This is a genomic window from Streptomyces atratus, from assembly GCF_040655115.1.
GTDB lineage: Bacteria > Actinomycetota > Actinomycetes > Streptomycetales > Streptomycetaceae > Streptomyces > Streptomyces atratus_D.
Genome location: NZ_JBFAJH010000007.1, coordinates 143,699 through 164,075, shown reverse-complemented (window position 1 = coordinate 164,075; position 20,377 = coordinate 143,699). Strand labels below are relative to the sequence as shown.

Genomic DNA, 20,377 nt, shown 5'->3' with positions numbered 1-20,377 from the left:
GGACTCCTTGGGATCGGGTGAGTGCAGCGAGGTCAGAGCGGGAGGCCCTGTCGGACGACGCGGACCGGCGTCTTGAGAAGGGACACATCCTCGTGCGGGTCACCGGACAGGAGGACGGCATCACCGCTGAATCCGGGGGCCAGCCGGCCCAGGGTCCGCTCCTGGCCGAGGAGTCGGGCAGCGGACGTGGTCGCCGTACGGATGGCGTCCAGCGCGGACAGGCCGGACTCCTTCATCAGCTCCACCTCCCGTCCGATGGGGCGGACCCGGCCGCCGGAGGAGTCGGTGCCTGCCGCCAGCGGTACGCCCATCTCGTGCGCGTCAAGCACGGCACGCCTGAGAATCGGCAGGTAGGCGCGCCCACGCTCGGCCAGGATCGGGTTGTCGGAGTCGGCGAGCCCGGCGATGGCCGTGAGGGTGGGGGTGAAGTACGTACCCCGGCGGCGCATTTCGTGGAGGGTGTGCTCCCCGACGAAGACGCCGTGCTCCAGGGAGCGGATGCCCGCGGTCACGGCGTCGTGGCAGCCCTCGCGGCTGTAGCTGTGGCAGAGGACCCCCTTGCCGCCACGGCGTGCGGCGGACACGATCCCGGACAGCTGCTCGTACGAGTACACCTGTGCGAGCGGGTCCTGCTCGGGCAGGCCGGCACGTTCGTTGACGCGGGTCTTGATCACGTCGGCGCCGCGGGAGAGGTTCACCTCGACCACGCGGCGCAGCGCCTCGGCCGACCGCACGCCGTCCTTCAGGCGGGCCAGCGGGGTGAGGTCCGGGTCGGCGAGAATCGTGTCGCCGAGGTCGGGCGTGACGAAGATGCCCGCGGCGCTGAGTCTCGGCGCCGATTCAGGCAGCCGGCGGGCCAACTCCCGTACGGCGATGTCCTGGTAGAAATTGGTGGAGCCACTGCGTGCGCTGGTCGCGCCCTGGCGGACCGCGTCCCGTGCCTCGGCGACGGTGTTGATGTGGATGTGCGCGTCCACCAGACCGGGCAGCACCCAGCGACCCTGTGCGTCGAGGCGCGGCAGGTCGTCCGGCGTGTCCACACGACCGCGGGCCCCGACCGTGCGCACCACTCCGCCACGGATGACGACGACCGCGTCCTCGGTGACCTCACCGGTCTTCGGGTCGAGCAGTGTGCCGCCCTCGATGATCAGGTCCCCGGTGCGCTGGGCGCCCTTCGGGGTGGCACCCAAGGCCTGGGGCGCGGCACCGAGCGCGGCGGCGCTGCCGGCCAGGACGGCGGCACCCGCCAGCACTCCGCGACGGGTGACCCGGCTGGAGGGGGGTGGGACTGACTCGACACACATGGCGGACTCCTGGGCGTTTGATCCATGCCTCCGGCCCACTTTTTGTATACCAAATGAATGAGGCAGACAAGGTGTCGCCTGATTAATCCCGAACAATCCACGTATTGACACCTTCTGCTGGACAGGTATTGGTATACAAAACCTCGGGTGGGCGAACGCGAGCTCACCACGCCTCGTGGATGACGTTCTTGCTCAGCACGAAGTGCGCGCCCTTCACGCCCGTTCACGCCGAGGTGACCAGCATCCGGTGGATACCGCCCTTGTCAGTGGCGGGAGTCGCCATCGGAAGGGGGCTGGACCATGAGTGGCATGGTCGTTTTCGGCGCGGGCGGCCGGCGGGGGCGTACGGTCACCGCCGAGGCGCGTATGCCTGGGCACCACGTCACCGCGGTGGTCAGGGACCCCGAGAAGTACGCCGGGCTCGCGGTGGCGCTGGTCGACGAGGCCGAGAAACCGACGCTCCACCGCACGCGATGTCCGTCTTCGACTGAGCCGGCCGCGGGCCGGCCGTCAGTCGACGAAGACCGCCGTCGCGTAGACCCAGGCGCCCTCGTACCGGACGAACCGGCTCTTCTCATGGAGTGAGTCCGGTCGGCCCTGGTCCGTGTAGTGGGCGCGGAAAGTGACCGTGCCCGTGGTGTGGAAGGCGCTGCCGTCCGTCGTCTCCAGGATCTCCAGGCGCACCCAGCGCATTCCGGGATCGAAGTCGACGACGGGCGGCCGGGTGTCCGGGTGCCAGGTACGGAGGAGATACCCCGCGTCCTGCACGACGAAGGCGGCGTACCGCGAACGCATCAGTGCCTCGCAGGTCGGCGCGGCGGCGGTCCCGGCGTGCAGACGACCGCAGCAGTCGGCGTACGTGGCGAGCAGGCCGCACGGGCACGGTGAGGCCGCAGTGATCGTGGTGGCCGGGGCGGTCCGGGTGCTTGCGGCGGAGGGCTGCCGGGGGCGTGTGCTGCGTCGGGACATGCGTCCATTGTGACCTGCGGCGGGACCGGGTCAGTGCGTCAGGGTGAACCTGCGCCGGTACTCGGTGGGGGTGAGCCCGGTACGGCGGCGCAGCCGGGCGCGCAGGTTCGTCGCCGTAGCGAGTCCGCCGGCTCGGGCGACCACATCGAGGCGTTCCTCGCCGCGCTCCAGCAGACGCGAGGATTCTTGCGCCCTGTGCGATTCATAGCACTTCCCCTTCGTGGGGCCCAGCACCGAGGATGGGATCATGAGCGATGACACGACGAAGGCCGGCCCGGACCCCATCCTGCTGAGCGAGGCCCTCGCGACGTTCGAGACCCTGTGGAGTCCGCGGATCGTGACCCGCGTCAACGACTACGACGTACGGGTCGCGAAGGTCCGGGGCGAGCATGTCTGGCACGTCCATGACGACACCGACGAGTTCTTCCTCGTCCTCGACGGCACACTCGACATCGTCCTGCGCGAGGACGGCGGCGAGCGCACGGTCACGCTCGACCGGGGCGCGGTGTTCGTCGTCCCCCGCTCCACCTGGCACAAGCCGTTCTCGGCGGACGGCGCCTCGCTGCTGCTGTTCGAGCCGTCCGGTACGTCGACGGTGGGCGACCGGCACGACGACGTACCCGGACATGTCGACGCGACGACCGGACACGCCTTGGGAGGCTGAACACGGGTCGGAGCAGCGGGGGGTTGACACTCCGTCGGGCTGCGGGCCAGAGTCCCGCCGATGGAGATCACCGAGCTGACTGTCGCCGAGCGCCGCGTCCGGGACGCCTTCCCGCGCGGCACAGCCGTCGATTTCCGTACGGGGGTGCCGGCCGAGGACGATCCGGAGACCGGGGACACCTGGGGTCCTGAGCGCACGGTACGTGCCGAGGTGCTCAGGGCGCTGCTGGTCGGCGGCCCGCAGGAGGAGGGGCAGGTGCCCGCTCTGCGGGTGCTGGGCGCACGGATCACCGGCGCTCTGAACATCCGGTACGCGACCACGGAGTGCGCGGTCGCGCTGTCCGGATGCCGGTTCGACCAGGTGCCGAACCTGTACGGCGCGCGGCTGCGGCAGCTGGCGCTGAGCGGTTCGGTGCTGCCGGGACTGACCGCGGCGACCGTCCACGTCGACGGCGTGCTGCGGCTCACCGACTGCCGGATCTCCGGCCCGGTCCGGCTCGGCGGTTCGAAGATCGCCCAGGCCCTGTTCTTCGACCGGACCCGCATCGGAGTGAACGCGGACGGTACGACCGCGCCCAGCGGCGAGGCGGTGCTGCAGCTCAATCACGCGGTCGTCGAGGACGACTTGTGGTGGCCCGGTCTCGTCGTGCACGGCGAGACCCGGCTCGGCGGCGCCGCCGTCACCGGCCAGATCCTGCTCGACGACGCCCACCTGTGCAACCCCGGGGCGACCGCACTGCATGCCGAGAATCTCGGTGTCGGCTCCGATCTGCACGGGATGCGGATCCGGGTCCAGGGGCGGGTCGATCTGCGTGGCGCCCGGATACCGGGGCAGCTCAACCTCGCGTACGCCCGGCTGTCCAACCCGGGCGGCGTGGCGCTCCGCGCCAGCAGCAGCACGATCGGCGAACTCTGGCTCCGGGAGGCCGCCCCGATCGACGGCAGGGTGAATCTGCGCCGGGCGAAGGCCGACCTCATCCATGCCACCCCGTCGGTCTGGCCGGAGCAGGTCCGGCTCGACGGGCTGATGTACACCACGCTCCTCCCCCATCTGCCGGCCGAGCGGCGGCTGCCGCTGCTCGAACGGGAGGAGGAGGGCTATGTGCCGTACGCGTACGAGCAGCTGACGGAGGCGTACCGGCGGATCGGCGACGACGACGCCGCGCGCACGGTGCTCCTCGCCAAGCAGCGCAGACACCGCACCACCCTGCCCGCGTACGCACGGCTGTGGGGGCATCTCCAGGATGTCACCGTCGGGTACGGCTTCCGGCCGGTGCGGGCCGCCGCCTGGCTCTTCACGCTGCTGCTGGCCGGGTCGCTGGTGTACGCGGTGCATCATCCGAGCCCGCTGAAGGCGGACGAGGCTCCGCCGTTCAGTCCGTTCGTCTACACACTGGACCTGCTCCTGCCGATCGTCGACTTCGGGCAGGAGCGGGCGTTCAATCCGCAGGGCTGGTACCAGTGGCTGTCGTACCTCCTCATCGCGACCGGGTGGCTGCTCGCGACGACGATCGCCGCGGGCATCACCCGGTCGGTCAGCAGGCAGTGAGCACGCCGGTGACGGCCCGGGGCAGGGTTTGCGGGCCACGCCCGCGTGGCGGGATGCGGCTTGCTGGTGTCGATCTCGATGGGCTGGGGGGTCGTGCCCGGTCATGGCGCGCTCCTGCGGTCCGTGGACCGGCGAACTGAGACTGAGTGCGACAAGGACGGACGCCGGACGCGTCAGATTCCGGTAAGGAGGAAGTCCGCCTGGCCGGCCTTGGCTCCCTGGATGAAGGCGGCGATCTCAAGGTGGGTGTAGATCAGGGCGGGGCCGTCGGGATCCGCGGACTGGCGTACAGCGACTCTGCCGTCGGCCAGCTTCATGGCCTCGACGCAGTTGCCGCCGTTCCCACCGCTCCACGGCTTGTACCAGCCTTCGGAGCCGAGTTCGCCGGCCGGCATGCCGTTGTATATGGAGTCCATCGATCACAGCTCCTTGCGGAAGTCCCGGAGGATTTCCTTCGTGCGTTGTGCAGTTGCGGCCTGAGCCGCCATGCGGTCCATGACTTCGAGGTAGGAGGCCACCTCGGGGCGCGCGTCGAAGTAGACGGCGCCGGTCAGGTACTCGCTGTACACCATGTCGGGCAGTTCGGGGACGGCGAAGCGGAAGAGGACGAACGGGCCGTAGGTGCCAGGGTGATGGCCGGTCGCGAACTCCGCGATCTGCAGTGTCACATGGGGCATCTCGGTGACGTCCAGCAGCCGGTCGGTCTGCGCGCGCATGACATCGACGCTGCCGACGGGGCGGCGCAGGACCGTCTCGTCCATCACCACCCACAGCTTCGGGGCGTCCGGCCGCGTCAGCAGGGACTGCCGCTCCATCCGCAGTGCGACATGGCGCTCGATGTCCTCGGGCCGGGTGTGGCCGACGGCGCCGCTACGCATCACCGATCGGGCGTAGTCCTCGGTCTGCAGGAGTCCGGGGACGAAGTGCGGTTCGTACATGCGCAGGAGGCTCGCTGCGCCCTCCAGGCTGACGTACATGCTGAACCAGTCGGGCAGGACGTCGTGGAACCGCTGCCACCAGCCGGGCTTGTTGGCCTCCTCGGCCAGCTCGACGAAGGATTCGGCCTCCTCGTCGGCGATCCCGTAGGCCTTCAGGAGCAGTTGCACATAGGGGATCTTGAGCGCGACCTCGGCGGTCTCCATCCTGCGTATCGTCGCGGGAGCGACCCGGAGCACCTTGGCAGCCTGGTCACGGCTCAGGCCGACCCGCTCCCGCAGATCCTGCAGGCGCTTGCCGAGAACGACCTGACCCACGGTCGGGGCGGACCGCGGTTCGCTCACTTGAGACCTCCCGATGCACTGTTTGCGAGCAGTGTGCCATGCGTATGCCTCCAAAGACACTGCCACTCTGAAATTTTCAGAGTGCCCCTTGCCAAGTGTTCGTTACAGGGGGAGAGTTGGTGAGTGAACCAGTTCACTCAGTCGTGTCCGCTCCCTGCCCTGAGATGCGAGACGTGACGAAGCCCCCACTGTGAGGAATCGGTCGTGGCACCTGGCAGTGCGCTCATCCCCCGGCTCATCGACCTCAGCCCCGGGACGGAAGCGCTCCGATACTGCTTCGCGCTCCCCGCGCACCCGGAGTCGGTCGCCGGTGCACGGCGGCTGACCCGGACCCGGCTGGACGAGTGGCAGCTGGACGCGGATGCCCACGACGCGGCGATCCTGATCGTGTCGGAACTGGTCACCAACGCGGTGGTGCACACCATGAGCGCGCGCGTCGTGTGCGAGCTGCGCTGCCTCGAGAGACGGCTGCGCATAGCCGTCCAGGACCAGGGGCACCAGCCGGACGGCCCGAAGCTGTGCCGCACCGCCGACGACGAGCACGGACGCGGCCTGCTGCTCGTCGACGCGTTGAGCAGCGCCTGGGGGTCCCGCGACGCGGGCGACGGTTCGGGCCGCATCGTCTGGGCGGAACTGCCGCACGGCACGGAGCAGTCATGTTGAGGAGCGCGATGTCCCATCTGCTCGGATCGCACCGCTCCCGCGAGTCCCGGCCGCCCGGCACCGGGGGTGGCCTCGTGCAGTTGCCGCTGCCTCCCGCGCTGTCGGCGAGCCTGGGCTGCGACGCGGTGGGGGTACCTGCCGGGTACGGCTTCCAGCTCCTGTCCCATCTGCCGCGCACCGGCTGCGTCTTCGCGGACGCCGACCGCTGGTGGTGGATCGTACCGGCGGGCTCGGACCTCGATCTGGACTGGCCGTCGCAGGTCGCTTACGCCAGGGGCGCGTACGTCCCCGCCGTGCGGCCCCGACTGATCCACGCACCCGACAGTCGCACGCCGTACACCCCACCCATCCCGCTCTTCCTGATGGTGTGCCAGGTCACGGGTGTGACGCCGTCCTGGGCGGTGGCCGGTGGTCCGCGCACGGTACCCGCCGGCTGATCCGGCCTGTACGGCCCAGGGGGCCGAGGCGTCGTCACCGCCGCCGCGGCTCCGTCGGGCCTCTCCTTCGGATCATTCCGCGCTCGCGAGCCCGGCGTGATCCCGACGAGAGGCCCTGGCCGTACTCGGCCGCGGAAGGTCAGCCAGTCGACGGCGGCGACGGTGGAGCCACCGGCCGCGACGAGGTAGGCGTCGTGTCGCCCGCTCACCGTGCGCAGCAGCTTCGCCGGCTGTTCCTGCCAGGCGTCCGTACCGCCGGCCGGCCGCACCCGGAGCACGCCCGCGAGCAGCCCGTCCGCATTGTCCGGACGCACCTGGAGCACGCCCTGTGTACCGCGGCCCGGTGCGGCGAGGCGGACCGTCAGGTGCTCGGTGCCCGTGCCGAACTGAACGCTGCGGAACCCGATCCGGTCACCGGAACCGACTACTCCGGGCGCCGCGTCGCCGCGTCCGGTCCCTTTGAGGTCGGTGGCCTGTTCACCCTGGAGGGTGGTGGCGGCATCGTGGCCTGGTCAAGCGCGCCACGAAGGAATTGGACGCGGGCACGGCGCCCGCGCCCACCACCGGGCCCGACACCACCGTGAGCGCTCGCTTCGACGACGGCACCACGACAGTCCTGCCACCCGGCGCCGGTCCGGACGACGGCGGCTGCAGTTGCGCCGCACCGGGCGTGTGCCGCCACCTCATCGCCCTCGTCCTCGCCTGTCAGCGCCACGCCGAGGCCGAGGCGGAAGCCGTCCCCTCCCCCGTCCGTGACCGGTCCCCCGGCAGCATCGACGACCGCGCCCTGACCGAGGCTCTCGGTGCCCGGGCGCTCACCGCGGCCCGTCGCGCGTTCGAGCGCGGCTACGGCGCCCTGGTGCACCGCCCCACCGCCGACCACCCCGAGCCCTGGGTCGAACTGCCCACCTGCACGGCGCCCGATGTCCCGTACGGCCGCCCGGCCGGGCGGCGGAGCGGCGGGGCCGGGCCGGCCCCGCCCGGGTTCGGGCGGGGCCGGCTGAGTTCGGGCAAGGACGGCCCGGTCAGGGCGGGGACGGCCGTGATGTCACCGGGACGGAATCCCGTCGGGCGCCGGGGCGAAGCCGGTGGGACGGGTGGTGAAAGTCCCCCGGCCCTGGGTCCGGCTGCGCAACCGGGTCGCATAACCGAACAACTCGGCCAGCGGCACGGTCGCGGTGATCACCGCCGTACCCGCCCGTGCGACCGAACCCGAGACCCGGCCGCGCCGTGCCGCCAGGTCGCCGAGCACCCCGCCCACGGCGTCATCGGGCACGGTGGCCGTGACCTCGACCACCGGTTCCAGCAGCACCATGACACCGGCGCGCAGAGCCTCGCGAAGCGCGAGCCGGCCCGCCGTCCGGAAGGCCATCTCCGAGGAGTCCTTCGCATGGGTGGCTCCGTCGGTCAGTGTGACCCGCAGCCCGGTCACCGGGTGACCGCCGAGAGGACCCTCGGCAAGAGCATCCCGGCAGCCGGCCTCCACCGCCCGGACGAACTCCTGCGGCACCCTGCCACCGACGACAGTCGACCGGAACACGAAGTCCACCGCCCCGCCGCTGCCGTTGTCACCGGACGTGTCCGCAGCGGACTCCAGCGGCTCCGTGTCGAGGACGACCTGGGCGAACTGGCCGGCGCCTCCGTCCTGTTTGACATGCCGGTACACCAGCCCCGCCACACCGCGCGCGACGGTCTCCCGGTAGGCCACCCTGGGCCAACCGATACCGACGTCCAGTCCATGGGCGCGCCGGATCTTCTCCACCGCTACCTCCAGATGCAATTCGCCCATCCCCGACAGCACCGTCTGTCCCGTCTCGCGGTCGGTCCTGACCGCAAGCGAGGGATCCTCCTCGACCAGCCGCGCCAGCGCCGACACCAGCCGGTCCGTATCGGTGCTCCTGCGGGCCTCGACCGCCACGGAGACCACCGGGTCGGCGACGGTCGGCGGTTCGAGAACCAGAGGAGCCGCGGGTACACACAACGTAGTCCCGGCGCGGGCCGACTTCAGCCCGACCACCGCGACGATGTCCCCGGCCACCGCCCGGTCCGTCTCCGAGTGGTGGTCGGCCTGGACCCGCAGAATCCGTCCGATGCGCTCGGTGCGCCGCGCGCCGACATCCAGCACCGCATCTCCCCTCTCGATCGTTCCGGAATACACGCGCAGGTACGTCAGCCGCCCCGTGGCGGTCGAATTCACCTTGAACACCAGCGCCGCGAACGGCTCCGCCGGATCGGCGGCCCGCTCCTGCACGACGCCGCCGTGGGTACCGCGTACCGCCGGCACGTCCAGCGGCGAGGGCAGATAGGCCACGGCGGCCTCCAGCAGCGGCTCGATCCCGCAGTTGCGGTAGGCCGAGCCGCACAACACCACCACGCCCTCGCCGGTACGGGTCAGGTCGCGCAGCGCGGAGGCCAGAGTCTGCGCGGAGACCGTCGACTCCGCACAGAACTCCTCCAACGCGACCGGGTGGAGTTCCGCCACCGCTTCCTCCAGCAGTCGGCGACGCCGGATCGCCTCGTCGCGCAGCGCTTCCGGCACCGGGCCCTCCTCGAACGTGTCGCGGACCCAGACCAGCGACCGCATACGCAGCAGATCCACCACCCCGGTGAACCCGTCCTCCTCTCCGATCGGCAACTGGACCACCAGCGGCGCCGGATGCAGCCGCGCCCGGATCGACTCGACCGCCGTGTCGAGGTCGGCACCGGCACGGTCCAGCTTGTTGACGAAGGCGATCCGCGGCACCCCGTGCCGATCGGCCTGCCGCCACACCGACTCGCTCTGCGGCTCGACTCCCGCGACAGCGTCGAACACCGCAATCGCGCCGTCCAGCACCCGCAGCGAGCGCTCCACCTCGTCGGAGAAATCGACGTGGCCCGGGGTATCGATCAGATTGATCCGGTGCCCGTCCCAGGCACAGCTCACCGCAGCGGCGAAGATGGTGATCCCACGGTCGCGTTCCTGGGAATCGAAGTCGGTGACGGTCGTCCCGTCATGGACCTCGCCACGCTTGTACGTGGACCCGGTGACGTACAGGATCCGTTCGGTGACAGTGGTCTTGCCGGCATCGACGTGAGCGAGGATGCCGAGGTTGCGGACGCCGGTCAGCGGGCTTGCGAGATGACGGTTCAGGTTGGTGCGCACGGCCCATGGCCTTTCGGGGTGTTCCGGAGCGGGTCAGCGCGATTCCCGGGACGAACGGGCCTGCGGTCAGGCCACGCGGGAACCCCTGATGCGGCGCAACCTTCATCGGGATGTTCCCGACCGGTTGACTCGGCAGCGGGCAGACAGGAGTCAGGTGTTCGTCACGGACATCCGGTTCCGGCCGCGCAGCCGGCACCGGGCGCACGAAGACACCAGAATCACCTCGTACCGCGACCGGGGAACAACAACAGCGGTACGACAGCGCACGGCCGGGCTCCCCTCAACTCGTCACGGCGCGCGCCACGTTGTCGTGGTGGCGCGATTCCCGTCAGTGTAGGGAACCGGGTTCGGGCGGGAAACCGACTTTCCCGCGCGGAAGTTCGACTCCGTGTGCACGCTCGTCGCCATACGCACCGGAGAAAGGTGTGATCCCCGGGTAGGTCCAGGCCAAAGTGTCCGGGCGCGCCACCCGGGTGCAGCACGATCGCATGCTCAGGGACTCGGCGGGCACTCGGGCCCCGCAGTCGCCCGAGGCCGGTCGGCGAACGCCTGCGCCTGCAGCGCGACCACGCACCGCACCACGTCGGCGACGCCGAGCCTTTCACGCCGCACCAGCAACTGCCGAGCCGGCGTGAACCGGCTGACCACGTCGGGTCCGGGGCGTCGGACCGCTTCGACTGCTGATCGCCGACGGGCGGGGCGGGCGCCCGGGGCCGGGGCGGGTGGGTTTCGGTGCACCGGCCGGGGAACCCGCCCTCGTTCCGGGGCCGACATCCGGCTTCGTCTTCGCGTACGTACGAACCCGAAGGCGGGTACCAGGAGCCGGGGGCCGGGCCTCAAGGCCGGTTCAGATAGGCGAGTCCGGGATGGACCTTCGTGTACCCGTCGACCAGCCTGCGGGCGACCGAGACCGAGTCGACGAGGGGATGCAGCGCGAAGGCCTGCACGGCCGTCGCGCGTGAGCCGCTCGCGGCCGCGTCCAGGACGGCGCGTTCGACGGCCTTGACCGCGGCGACCAGTCCTACGGCGTGGTACGGGAGGGGGTCGACGCCGACGGGATGGGCGCCGTTCGCGTCGACGAGGCACGGCACTTCGATGACGGCGTCGGCATCGAACACCGAGAGCGTGGTGCGGTTACGGACATTGAGGATGAGCGAGGTCCTTTCGTTACGGGCGACGGCCCGCATCAGTGCGAGGGCGACCTGCTCGTACCCGCCGGACTCCAGATCGCTCTCGTCGCGCTCGCCGACCCCGGCGACCTCCCTGTTCTCCGACATATAGGTGGCCTCGCGCTCGGCGCGGGTCCGGTCCCAGGCCGGGAACGCGGGAGCGGCCGGGTCCTTCACCCGGGCGTAGAAGCCCTCCTGCTGGTCGCGGAGGTAGGCGCCGCGGGTCTGCTCCGCTTCCTGGTAGGCGCGGACGGCTTCCCGGTTGAAGTAGTAGTAATGCAGGTACTCGTTGGGGATGGCACCGAGTGACTGCAGCCAGTCGGTGCCGAAGAGCTTTCCCTCCTCGAACGAACCGAGCAGGTGCGGGTCGGCGAGCAGACGCGGCAGTTCGTCGCGGCCGTCGACGTGCAGCCCACGGACCCAGCCCAGGTGGTTGAGGCCGACATAGTCGATCGAGGCCCGCTCGGGGTCGACGCCGAGGGTCCGGGCGATCCGGCGGCCCAGGCCCACCGGGGAGTCGCAGATGCCGATGACCCGGTCGCCGAGGTGACGGGACATCGCCTCGGTGACCAGACCCGCCGGGTTGGTGAAGTTGATGACCCAGGCGTGCGGGGCGAGCCGGGCGATGCGGCGGGCGAGGTCGACGGCGACGGGGACGGTCCGCAGTCCGTACGCGATACCGCCCGCGCCGACCGTCTCCTGCCCGAGCACATCTTCGTCGAGGGCCACCCTTTCGTCGGCGGCACGTCCTTCGAGACCGCCGACCCGGATGGCGGAGAAGATGAAGTCGGCACCGCGCAGTGCCTCGTCGAGCTCGGTGGTGCCAAGGACTGCGGGTGCGTCCGGCACTCCCTCGGCCTGATCGGCGAGGACGCGGGCGATGGCGTCGAGCCGGTCGGCGTCCGTGTCGTACAGGGTGACGGCGGTGACACGGCCCTCGGCGTGGTCGGCGAGCAACGCCCCGTACACAAGTGGAACCCGGAATCCGCCGCCGCCCAGAATTGTCAGCTTCACGCTTCCGCATGGTACGGGGGACCTTGTGCCTGCGCTGTGCCCGCCACCACGGCAGCATCGCGCAGAACGGTGGCCCGGGGTCAGAGATCTCGGGCCACCGGCCCGTCACGCACGTCGTCCCGCGGACGGCCCGGTCCGTAGCCGCTCCACCACCGTGTCACCGCGCGCCACAGCCGCGCCGGTGCGGCCGGCCCGCGCTGCTGTGGGATCCGGCCGGAGGGGCCGGCGGACGCACCGTGGGGCGATGTCTCGGTCCGCACCCCGCCGACGGGGCCCTGGCCCTGCCCGGCCTCCGCAGCCACCCCCGCCGGAACGGGCGCGGCGGTCCGGTCCGGCGACTGCACCTCCCAGTCCTCACGCGGCGGTTTGCGCCGTCCCATCGGCGGCGGCTCGTTGTCGTCCTGCGGCAAGCGCGCCGCGAAGCCGGCCGGCAACTCGACCAGATGCCGGGAGATGATGTTCCCGATCCAATTCAACTCACTTTCCTGGACGGCGAGTTCGAGGTCGGGAAGACGCATCAGCAGGGCGTCGACGCCGACATCCGCGATCGCCCGTCCGATGTCCTGACCGGGGCACTCGTGCGGTCCGCCACTGAACGCCAGATGCGCGCGGTTGCCCTCCATGTCGGCGGCCAGGTCGGGCCGAACCACCGGATCCGTATTGGCCGGTGCGATGCCGACGATCAGCGCGTCGCCCGCCCTGATCCGCTGCCCGCCCAGCTCAGTGTCGCCGACCGCCCAACGGCCGAAAACCGCGGTGAACGGCGGCTCGTCCCAGAGGATCTGTTCGACCGCCTCCGGCACTGTCATGTGGCCGCCGCTGAGCCTGGCCCGGAACCGTGGGTCGGTGAGGACCATCCGCAGCACATTGGCGATCAGGTTGGCGGTCGCCTCGTACGCGGCGATGAGGATCAGCCGCAGATGCTCGGTGACCTCGGTGTCGGTCATGCCCTCGGGATGCTCGACGAGCCAGGTGGCGAAGTCGGCGGCGGGTTCGGTCCGGCGGCGCCGGACGAGCCGGTTCAGCGCTGCGACCACGTACGCGTTGCTCGCGACGGCTGTCGCCGTGCCCCGGGTCATGTCGCGGGCGGCGTGCACCATCCGGTCGTTGCACTCCTCGGGCATGCCGAGGATCTCGCACATCACCATCATCGGCAACAACTCGGCGAACTGGCTGACCAGGTCGACACGGCCGTCGTGGCAGAACTCGTCGACGAGCCGATTGCTGTAGCGGTTGATCTGGCGGCGGACGCCGCGGTGGTCGATGCGCTCCAAGCTGTCGGTGACCGCGCCGCGCTGCCGCTCGTGGGTGGCGCCGTCGGCGAAGACGCAGACCGGCTGCCAGGTGAAGATCGGGGCCAGCGGGTGGTCGGGGGCGACGCTGCCGTCACGCAGGGCCCGCCAGTGCCGGGAGTCGCGGGAGAACTGCGAGGGGGTACGGGTCATGTGCAGGTTCTCGCTGTGCCCGAGCACCAGCCAGGCGGGGACGTCTCCGTGCAGCAGGACCGGCGCCACCGTGCCGTGTTCGGCGCGCAGCTTGTCGTACAGCCCTGCCGGGTCCCGCTCGGCCTCGGGGCCATAGAACCGGCGCAGCCCGCCGGGTCCGACACCGAGTCCGTGGGCCGGGCATTCGGGGGGCGGAACCGGCCCCATGGCCGCTCCGGGCTCGTGGTGGAAAGGGGTTGTCACGATCGCTCCAGGGATCAGGCTTCCAAGGATCAGGACGAATGATCAGACGGGGTTCGCGCAGGCGGTGGTCAGGTGAGCGGGACGGCCAGGCTGTGCAGATAGCGCATCAGGGTCATCAGCACATCGCGGCTGGAGCCGCGCAGTCTGGCATCGCAGTCGATCACCGGCACCTCGTCCGGCAGGTCCAGCGCGCCGCGCAACGCCTCGACGGGGTGCTTCGGGGCGTCCGGGAAGGTGTTGACGGCGACGACGAACGGCACACCGCGTTCTTCCAGGCGTCCGATCACGTCGAAGCTGACCTCGAGGCGCCGGGTGTCGATGAGGACGACGGCGCCGAGGGCGCCCTCGAAGAGGCCGTTCCACAGGAACCAGAAGCGTTCCTGGCCCGGGGTGCCGAAGAGGTAGAGGATCAGCTCCTCGCTGATGCTGATCCGGCCGAAGTCCATGGCGACCGTGGTGGCGGTCTTGCTCTCCACCCCGAAGTTGTCGTCCACGCCGACCCCGGCCTGAGTCATGGTCTCTTCGGTGGTCAGGGGCCGGATCTCGCTGACGGACCGGACCATGGTCGTCTTGCCGACCCCGAACCCGCCGACGATGACCACCTTCACGGCGGCGGTGGCCGTGGCCGGAAGGACGTCCTCGGTCCTGGGGCCGGTGATCGTGTCAGAGTTTCTGAAGTCCATGCATCACCGCTTCGAGAAGGGACCTGTCCGGGAGAGCGGCGCGGACGATGGGCGCGCGCGATTCGATCAGTTCGCTCGCGAGGAGTTCGGTGAGGAGCGAGGTCACCACGCTGAACGGCAGACCGAGGTAGGCCGAGATCTCGGCGACGGACAACGGTGCCTGGCAGAGCCGCAGGATCACGGCCTGCTCGGGCTGGACCGTCGGCGTCGGCCGCTCCTTCGCCACGACCATCGTGACCAGGTCGAGCGCCGCCCGTTCGCCGCCGTCGGGATCACCGGTGATGACGTACAGCCGCTCCGGGTCGTTCAGCGCCGGATCGGCCTTCCGGCGTTCTCGTCGGGGAGAGCTCATCCGGCCTGCCCGTCATGGCGCGGCGGGCTCGTGAGATGGGCGCCGATCCGGACGACCATGTCGCGCATCCGCGCTCCGACGAGTCCAGCGTCCACCGTCTCTCCGGCGAGGACGGCGAGGTACGCACCGGTCCCCGCGGCCATCAAGTAGAAGAATCCGCCGGTTACTTCGATGACGACGAGCCGCATCAGGCCGTCGCTGTAAGGGATTTCGGAGGCGACGGCGGCCGCCAGACTCTGCAGTCCGGCGCAGGCCGCCGCCAGGCGGTCGGCGACATCGAGGTCGCCTCCGTGCCGGGCGATGCGCAGGCCGTCCGCGGAGAGCACCACGATCTGATGGATGTCCGGGACGTCGTCGGCCAGTTCCTTGAGCATCCAGTCCATATTTCCCCGCTGCTGGATCACTTCAGGTCTCCTTTGTCCCACACGTCATCGGTGTCTTCGCCGGTCTTCGGCTCCTGCGGCACGCCGTTGACGGCGTTGGTGAAGGCCTCGAGCCAGAGCCCTGGGGGCTGCTCCTTGCCGCTGTCGCTCCCGCTGTCGCTCCCGCTGTCGCTCCCGTTGGCGTGACCGTTGCGCTGTCCCGGGGGCGGGGCGGCGGGCTGCGCGGGAAGGTTGTGCGAGCCCAGTGGCGCGCGGCCGCGGCTGCGGCGCTGCGGGAGTCCGCCCGCGGTCCACTCGGTCACCACGGGGGCGGCGTCCTCCATGGCGGACGACGCGGCAACCGGCCGGGAGTCGGAGGCGACCGGTCCGGTGGCCGGGAGGGATTCCACCGGGAGAGGCTTGCGGCGCTTGCTGCGCGGCGGGACGACGTGGTTCATGTCCGCCAGGTCGATGTCGCTGGTGGGCCTCGACGTGGCGCCGATCCCGTGGGCGATACCGGGGGCGGGACCGGTAGTGATCATGGCGCGGGGCACGATGAGTACGGCGCGGACGCCGCCGTACGCGGACTGCCGCAGCGAGACCTGGAGGTCGTACATCCGGGAGAGCCGGCCGACGACGGCCATGCCGAGCCGGGGGGACTCGCCGAGGTCGTTCATATTGGACCCGGCCTGGGCCCGGGCGAGCATGTTCTCGGCCCGCGCACGGGCCTCCTCGCTGAGGCTGATGCCGCCGTCCTCGATCTCGATGGCGATGCCGGTCTGGACCTCGACCGCGGTGACATGCACGCGGGTCTGCGGCGGCGAGTAGCGGGTGGCGTTGTCGAGGAGCTCGGCGCAGGCGTGGATGAGCGGTTCGACGGCGGTGCCGATGACGGCGACCTTGGCGACCGAGTGCAGGTCGACGCGCGGGTATTCGAGGATCCGGGACATGGCGCCGCGCAACACACTGAACAGCGGTACGGGCTTGGGCCATTGACGGCTGGGGCGGGCGCCTCCGAGTACCGCGATGGAGTCGGCGAGCCGGCCGATCAGCGCGGTGCCGTGGTCGATGCGGAGCAGGTCGTCGAAGACGTCGGGGTTGCGCCCGTGATGCTCCTCCATCTCCCGCAGCTCGCTGGCCTGCCGGTGGACGATCGCCTGGACGCGCCGGGCGACGTTGACGAAGGCGCGCTGCGCGGAGTCGCGCAGCGCCTCTTCGTTGTCGATGATGTCCAGCACCGTGTGGACGAGGGCGCGTTGGGCGTCGGGAAGGTCGCGGTAGACCTCATCGGCATCGACGATGTCGCGCAGCACCTCGTCGGGCGAGTTGCCCACACGGAGCCGGTGGATCGCAGCCGGCAGGAGCTCCTTGTTGATCCGGACGGCCTCTTCGTCATGGGTGGCGAGGCGGCGTTCCAGGACGGCGAGCCTGTGCTCGTACTCCGCTCGCTGCCTGCGCATCGCGCGGGCGCGACGGGCCAGCGCGACGGCGAGCGAGGCGATCACGGCGGTGGCGACCGCACCGCACCAGACGACTGGCATCCGGGCGGCCCCGGAAACCAGCGCCGCGGCCGCGGCCGTCGCGCCGGCCGTCAGGAGCACGGGGAGCAACGCGGCTCGGGCAAGGGGGATTTCTCGGTGGATCGGCGGTGATTCAACACGAGCCATCTAAGACCTCTGGCGGTTGATTCGGGATGTAAGCGCACGTGCAGGGCACGACGGAACAAGTGCTCGAATTCATATCAACTCGACTTCACTGCGCGTGAGCTTAGTCAGATCCAAACAGCGCTTCGGCACATTCATCCAACCGTCTGCGCGAGCGCTCCCGCGGTAATACACTCACGAGTTTTTACACGCACCGCATCCAGTCGCACACAAGGAGTGACTAGCACCGAAGCGTCGCGAAACCCTTCAGGCACATGTGATCGATGCGGATCGAAGGATCGGATATCGGCGCGGAGATCTGCCGGGTCCTCACCTCACTGGGCGCAACCGTCGTCGCCGACAGGGCCCCGGCCGGGACATACACCGGAGGCGCGGACGACTACCGCGAACTGGGCGTCGCCGACGAGCGGGCCGTCGAGCGCGCCTTCGACGACCTCGTCGCGGCGCACGGGCGGATCGACGGCCTGGTCGACAACGCCGGGATCACCGGTCCGATCAAGCCCGCGCACGAGGCGACGGAGAAGGAGTTCGACGCCTTCTTCGCGGTCAACGTCAAGGGCACCTGGCTCTGCACCAAGCACCCCGTGCGCCACATGCTGCCTGCGTGTTCCGGCAGCATCATAGGGGCCCGCTTCGCGACCGGCACCGAACTCGTCGTGGACGGCGGCTATACGGCAGTCCGAGCCGTCACCCCCCGATCATGTCTTCGGGCGCCCACCACGGGACGCACCACCAGCAAAACTGTCAGACGAGGGAGTACGAGCACATCAGGGGACCGACGCGGGGATACACCATCGAATCGCTGGACATCGGATTCCGGCTGACGCAGCCGATTCCTCACGCATGACACAGTCACCGTGTCCGAGGCCGCCGCGCTCAGATCACCGCCGCCGTGTCGGCCGAGGTGCCGGAGGCACGGGGACCCGTCCCGGTGACGTTCTGCACGATCGTCTACGCGGGCCTCGGGCTGCCCGCCGTCGCCGCCGGGCCGCTGGTCACGTACCAGGGGATGGCGCCGGCGATGGACGAGTTCGCGCCGGCCGCCGCGGTGGGGTGTGTGCTGATCCTGGCCGTGCACCCGCGGGTGAGCCGGCGGCCCGAGCAAGCCGTCTGACGGCGATCGTCCAACCGCCGAGCGGGGGCCGGTGCGTGGTTCAGCGCCGGGCCCCGCCGAGGCGTCCCTCCAGCTGGACCAACAACTCGCTGAGCCGGGAGCTGAGTTCGCTGCGGGTCCGCTCGTCGAGACCGGACAGCACCGTGCGTTCGTACGCCAGTTGCCGAGGCAGCAGCTGATCGACCAGGGCGCGCCCCTCGTCGGTGAGACGGACGTGCGCGACGCGGCGGTCCCGGGCGTCGCTGCGGCGGTCGACCAGCCCGCGCTCCTGGAGGACCCGGAGGCGTTTGGTGACGGCGGCGCCGGAGGAGAACGTCTCCCTGGCCACTTCACCGGGGGTGAGTTCACGGTTCGTACGGCGCACCGCGCCGAGCAGGTCGAACTCGGCGCGGGTCAGTCCGGCGGAGCGCAGCGGGGCGTCCTCCGCCTGCTGGAGCAGGGCGGCGCAGCGGTTGATGCGGCCGATGAGTTCCATCGGTCCGGTGTCCAGCTCCGGGTTGACGGCCTGCCACTGCCGTACCACCGAGGCGACGATGTCGTCGGTCACACCGCTCCGTTCTCCTGGGCGGGGACGATCAGCCCCTGCCGTGTTGCTGTCGCCGCGAGCGTACGGTGTCCGGCCTGCTCCGCCGCGAGGACCCGCTCCTCGGGCAGGGCGCGCTGCCACCATTCGCCCGCCGCCGTGTCGCCCGCCTCGCGCAGTTCGACGAGCGATCCCGTCAGCCTGCGGCGCGCGGCGTCGAGCGCGGCGGGTGCGGGCTCCGGGGCGGCGAGGGTCCGTGCGGCGTGGGCGCGGGCCCGGTCGGTGGCGGCAAGAGCCCGTTCCAGACGCCCGGCGGCCCGGCGGTTGGTGACGGCCATGGCGGCGAGCAGCCCGACGGCGGCGCCGATGACGGTGTCCAGGACCCGGTCGCCGATGAGTTCACCGGCGGGGTGCGTCCCGCCGAACTCGATGACGAGGAGGGCCATCGGGGTCACGGCGATGGAGCCGAGCCAGTAGTTGCGGGTGATCAGTGCCTCGGCGGCGAAGTTGAAGAAGAGGCAGCAGCCGATGAGTGCCAGCGGACCCGTCCGGGTGATCGGGAGGACCGCGGCGAAGACGAGCACGCCGAGGAGGTTGCCGAGGGTGCGCTGCAGGGCCCGGTTCCAGGAGAGCGTGACGTTGGCCTGGTAGAGGGAGGCGGCGGTGACGATCGCCCAGTAGGGGCGGCCGACGCCCAGGGCCATGGAGACGTATCCGGCGAGGGCGCAGCCGATGAGGGTACGGGCGGCGATGGGCAGCAGCGGGGAGCCGGGGGCGAGCGCGCGCAGCAGTGCCCGGCGGGCGTCGCGGCGGCTGCCGGTCCGCCGGGCGGCGCGTTCGGCGTCGATCCCGAAGAGTTCCTCGGCGGTGCCGGGGGCGGGCGGCGGGGTGGGGACGGGACCGCGGGCCCGGGTCTGCTCCGCCCAGGCACGCAGTCGGTCGGGGTCGGCGGTGCGGGACCCGAGGGCAGTCTCGGCGAGGGTCGCTTCGGCGTGCACGAGGAGCCGTTCCAGCGCGCGGCGTACGGGGGTGGGGCGTCCGGTGGCGAGCAGCGTCTGCCAGCCGGCGTGCACGGCGGCGGCCGCGGCGTGCCGGGTGCGGTGTCCCGGGTCGGTGGCGTACGCGGCGGCGGCGTTCAGCGCGCGGGCCGTGGCACGGCGCTCCGGGCCCTCCCGGCGGATCAGGGCGGGAACGACGGTGACCAGCCAGGCGACCGCGCCCGCCGCCACGGTGAGCGCGAGGTGCCCGGGCAGCCGGCCGAGGTGCTGCGGGGCGAAGAGGGCGGCCGAGGTGACGAACGTGAAGATCACATGCCCGGGAGGCCCGATGCGGGTGGCGTCGCAGAGCGCCTTCTGCCCGGCCGCGAGGAGTGCGCCGACGGCGATCAGCACGGCCGTCGAGTCGGTGAGCGAGGCCGTGACCAGGGAGATCGCAAAGCCGACGAGCATGCCGAGGACGACTGCGGCGACGGTACGGGAACGGCGGGCGTACGGGAGGCTGTGACCGTACAGCGCACAGAGCGAACCGGCCATCGTGTACATGACGAGGTCGAGCCGGTCGAAGGCGAAGAGCATCAGATTCGGCACGGCGGAGGCGACGACCACGCTCAGCGCCGGTTTGAACCACATGTCCGAGGGGCGGGCCAGGCGCAGGGCGGGGGCCAGCGGAAGTCTGCGGACGAAGGGCTGCCGGGTTCGCGTGGTCATCTCACTCACCGAAACATCTTAGCAGGTGTTACACCTGTAAAACACTTCTCCCGGACCACGGCCCCGTCGCCCGGATGGCCCGGCTCCACTGCCGG

The 20,377-nt window shown here is 70.8% G+C and carries 19 protein-coding genes and 2 pseudogenes; 6 read left to right on the top strand and 15 right to left on the bottom strand.

What is annotated here, in order from left to right; translation table 11 throughout:
* Positions 1 to 32 precede the first annotated feature (32 nt).
* From AB0I23_RS11535 to AB0I23_RS11520, 3 genes and pseudogenes are all read right to left on the bottom strand, one after another.
* Entirely contained in the window at positions 33 to 1,304 is a 1,272-nt protein-coding gene (locus AB0I23_RS11535) for an amidohydrolase family protein (RefSeq protein WP_359109031.1), read from the bottom strand.
* 510 nt (positions 1,305 to 1,814) lie between these two features.
* Entirely contained in the window at positions 1,815 to 2,273 is a 459-nt protein-coding gene (locus AB0I23_RS11525) for a YchJ family protein (RefSeq protein ID WP_359109029.1), read from the bottom strand.
* A 30-nt stretch (positions 2,274 to 2,303) separates the two neighbouring features.
* Positions 2,304 to 2,450 (bottom strand): annotated as a pseudogene (locus AB0I23_RS11520) (AraC family transcriptional regulator); the annotation flags it as partial.
* A gap of 70 nt (positions 2,451 to 2,520) precedes the next feature.
* On the opposite strand from AB0I23_RS11520, the gene AB0I23_RS11515 reads away from it, so the two are divergent.
* Positions 2,521 to 2,937, top strand: a complete 417-nt coding sequence (locus AB0I23_RS11515) for a cupin domain-containing protein (RefSeq protein WP_359109028.1) — start codon at positions 2,521 to 2,523, stop codon at positions 2,935 to 2,937.
* Between the two features lie 60 nt (positions 2,938 to 2,997).
* The gene (locus AB0I23_RS11510) at positions 2,998 to 4,485 is read left to right on the top strand and encodes a membrane-associated oxidoreductase (protein WP_359109027.1); all 1,488 of its coding nucleotides are present in this window, start codon (positions 2,998 to 3,000) and stop codon (positions 4,483 to 4,485) included.
* Positions 4,486 to 4,658: 173 nt separating this feature from the next.
* Here AB0I23_RS11510 and AB0I23_RS11505 read toward each other — a convergent pair whose 3' ends face one another.
* Both AB0I23_RS11505 and AB0I23_RS11500 read right to left on the bottom strand, forming a co-directional pair.
* Positions 4,659 to 4,901, bottom strand: coding sequence for a DUF397 domain-containing protein (locus AB0I23_RS11505; RefSeq protein WP_359109026.1), 243 nt, complete (start codon positions 4,899 to 4,901; stop codon positions 4,659 to 4,661).
* 3 nt (positions 4,902 to 4,904) lie between these two features.
* Positions 4,905 to 5,765 carry a helix-turn-helix domain-containing protein gene (locus AB0I23_RS11500; protein ID WP_359109025.1) on the bottom strand — a complete coding sequence of 287 codons (861 nt, stop codon included), beginning with the start codon at positions 5,763 to 5,765 and terminating at the stop codon, positions 4,905 to 4,907.
* 204 nt (positions 5,766 to 5,969) lie between these two features.
* Between AB0I23_RS11500 and AB0I23_RS11495 the strand changes: the two genes are divergently transcribed.
* Together AB0I23_RS11495 and AB0I23_RS11490 are read left to right on the top strand one after the other, a co-directional pair.
* Positions 5,970 to 6,428: an ATP-binding protein gene (locus tag AB0I23_RS11495; protein ID WP_359109024.1), complete on the top strand. Its 459-nt coding sequence runs from the start codon at positions 5,970 to 5,972 to the stop codon at positions 6,426 to 6,428.
* A complete protein-coding gene (locus tag AB0I23_RS11490) occupies positions 6,422 to 6,865 on the top strand; it encodes a hypothetical protein (RefSeq protein ID WP_359109023.1) in 444 nt (147 codons plus the stop codon). Before AB0I23_RS11495 ends, AB0I23_RS11490 begins: the two co-directional genes overlap by 7 nt.
* A 191-nt stretch (positions 6,866 to 7,056) precedes the next feature.
* Here AB0I23_RS11490 and AB0I23_RS11485 read toward each other — a convergent pair.
* The 8 genes and pseudogenes from AB0I23_RS11485 to AB0I23_RS11450 all read right to left on the bottom strand — a co-directional run.
* Positions 7,057 to 7,296, bottom strand: a pseudogene (locus AB0I23_RS11485) (carbohydrate-binding protein); the annotation flags it as partial.
* A gap of 617 nt (positions 7,297 to 7,913) precedes the next feature.
* The gene (gene fusA, locus AB0I23_RS11480; RefSeq protein ID WP_359109022.1) at positions 7,914 to 10,007 is read right to left on the bottom strand and encodes an elongation factor G; all 2,094 of its coding nucleotides are present in this window, start codon (positions 10,005 to 10,007) and stop codon (positions 7,914 to 7,916) included.
* An 836-nt stretch (positions 10,008 to 10,843) separates the two neighbouring features.
* Entirely contained in the window at positions 10,844 to 12,190 is a 1,347-nt protein-coding gene (locus AB0I23_RS11475) for a 6-phospho-beta-glucosidase (protein ID WP_359109021.1), read from the bottom strand.
* A gap of 80 nt (positions 12,191 to 12,270) precedes the next feature.
* Complete coding sequence (locus AB0I23_RS11470; RefSeq protein WP_359109020.1) at positions 12,271 to 13,878, bottom strand: cytochrome P450; 1,608 nt, start codon at positions 13,876 to 13,878, stop codon at positions 12,271 to 12,273.
* Between the two features lie 68 nt (positions 13,879 to 13,946).
* Positions 13,947 to 14,561 (bottom strand): GTP-binding protein, encoded by a 615-nt coding sequence (locus AB0I23_RS11465; RefSeq protein ID WP_359109019.1) that lies wholly within the window; start codon positions 14,559 to 14,561, stop codon positions 13,947 to 13,949.
* On the bottom strand, positions 14,542 to 14,913 hold the full coding sequence (locus AB0I23_RS11460; RefSeq protein ID WP_359109018.1) for a DUF742 domain-containing protein: 372 nt from the start codon (positions 14,911 to 14,913) through the stop codon (positions 14,542 to 14,544). The genes AB0I23_RS11465 and AB0I23_RS11460 overlap by 20 nt, the downstream gene beginning before the upstream one ends.
* Positions 14,910 to 15,317: a roadblock/LC7 domain-containing protein gene (locus AB0I23_RS11455; RefSeq protein ID WP_359109017.1), complete on the bottom strand. Its 408-nt coding sequence runs from the start codon at positions 15,315 to 15,317 to the stop codon at positions 14,910 to 14,912. The genes AB0I23_RS11460 and AB0I23_RS11455 overlap by 4 nt, the downstream gene beginning before the upstream one ends.
* The gene (locus tag AB0I23_RS11450; protein WP_359109016.1) at positions 15,314 to 16,942 is read right to left on the bottom strand and encodes a sensor histidine kinase; all 1,629 of its coding nucleotides are present in this window, start codon (positions 16,940 to 16,942) and stop codon (positions 15,314 to 15,316) included. Before AB0I23_RS11450 ends, AB0I23_RS11455 begins: the two co-directional genes overlap by 4 nt.
* Before the next feature lie 260 nt (positions 16,943 to 17,202).
* Here AB0I23_RS11450 and AB0I23_RS11445 point away from each other — a divergent pair, with 260 nt between their 5' ends.
* A complete protein-coding gene (locus AB0I23_RS11445; protein WP_359109015.1) occupies positions 17,203 to 17,763 on the top strand; it encodes an SDR family NAD(P)-dependent oxidoreductase in 561 nt (186 codons plus the stop codon).
* 68 nt (positions 17,764 to 17,831) lie between these two features.
* A complete protein-coding gene (locus AB0I23_RS11440) occupies positions 17,832 to 18,053 on the top strand; it encodes a hypothetical protein (protein WP_359109014.1) in 222 nt (73 codons plus the stop codon).
* Between the two features lie 40 nt (positions 18,054 to 18,093).
* Here the strand turns inward: AB0I23_RS11440 and AB0I23_RS11435 are convergent, their stop codons facing one another.
* On the bottom strand, positions 18,094 to 18,600 hold the full coding sequence (locus AB0I23_RS11435) for a MarR family winged helix-turn-helix transcriptional regulator (RefSeq protein WP_359109013.1): 507 nt from the start codon (positions 18,598 to 18,600) through the stop codon (positions 18,094 to 18,096).
* A complete protein-coding gene (locus AB0I23_RS11430; protein ID WP_436846922.1) occupies positions 18,597 to 20,282 on the bottom strand; it encodes an FUSC family protein in 1,686 nt (561 codons plus the stop codon). The genes AB0I23_RS11435 and AB0I23_RS11430 overlap by 4 nt, the downstream gene beginning before the upstream one ends.
* Positions 20,283 to 20,377 lie beyond the last annotated feature (95 nt).

Excerpts from the sequence above, each read along its gene's own strand:
- AB0I23_RS11535 (WP_359109031.1), bottom strand. The coding sequence starts at position 1,304 with ATGTGTGTCGAGTCAGTCCCACCCCCCTCCAGCCGGGTCACCCGTCGC.
- AB0I23_RS11525 (WP_359109029.1), bottom strand. The coding sequence starts at position 2,273 with ATGTCCCGACGCAGCACACGCCCCCGGCAGCCCTCCGCCGCAAGCACC.
- AB0I23_RS11515 (WP_359109028.1), top strand. The coding sequence starts at position 2,521 with ATGAGCGATGACACGACGAAGGCCGGCCCGGACCCCATCCTGCTGAGC.
- AB0I23_RS11510 (WP_359109027.1), top strand. The coding sequence starts at position 2,998 with ATGGAGATCACCGAGCTGACTGTCGCCGAGCGCCGCGTCCGGGACGCC.
- AB0I23_RS11505 (WP_359109026.1), bottom strand. The coding sequence starts at position 4,901 with ATGGACTCCATATACAACGGCATGCCGGCCGGCGAACTCGGCTCCGAA.
- AB0I23_RS11490 (WP_359109023.1), top strand. The coding sequence starts at position 6,422 with ATGTTGAGGAGCGCGATGTCCCATCTGCTCGGATCGCACCGCTCCCGC.
- AB0I23_RS11465 (WP_359109019.1), bottom strand. The coding sequence starts at position 14,561 with ATGGACTTCAGAAACTCTGACACGATCACCGGCCCCAGGACCGAGGAC.
- AB0I23_RS11460 (WP_359109018.1), bottom strand. The coding sequence starts at position 14,913 with ATGAGCTCTCCCCGACGAGAACGCCGGAAGGCCGATCCGGCGCTGAAC.
- AB0I23_RS11450 (WP_359109016.1), bottom strand. The coding sequence starts at position 16,942 with ATGGCTCGTGTTGAATCACCGCCGATCCACCGAGAAATCCCCCTTGCC.
- AB0I23_RS11445 (WP_359109015.1), top strand. The coding sequence starts at position 17,203 with ATGCGGATCGAAGGATCGGATATCGGCGCGGAGATCTGCCGGGTCCTC.
- AB0I23_RS11430 (WP_436846922.1), bottom strand. The coding sequence starts at position 20,282 with ATGACCACGCGAACCCGGCAGCCCTTCGTCCGCAGACTTCCGCTGGCC.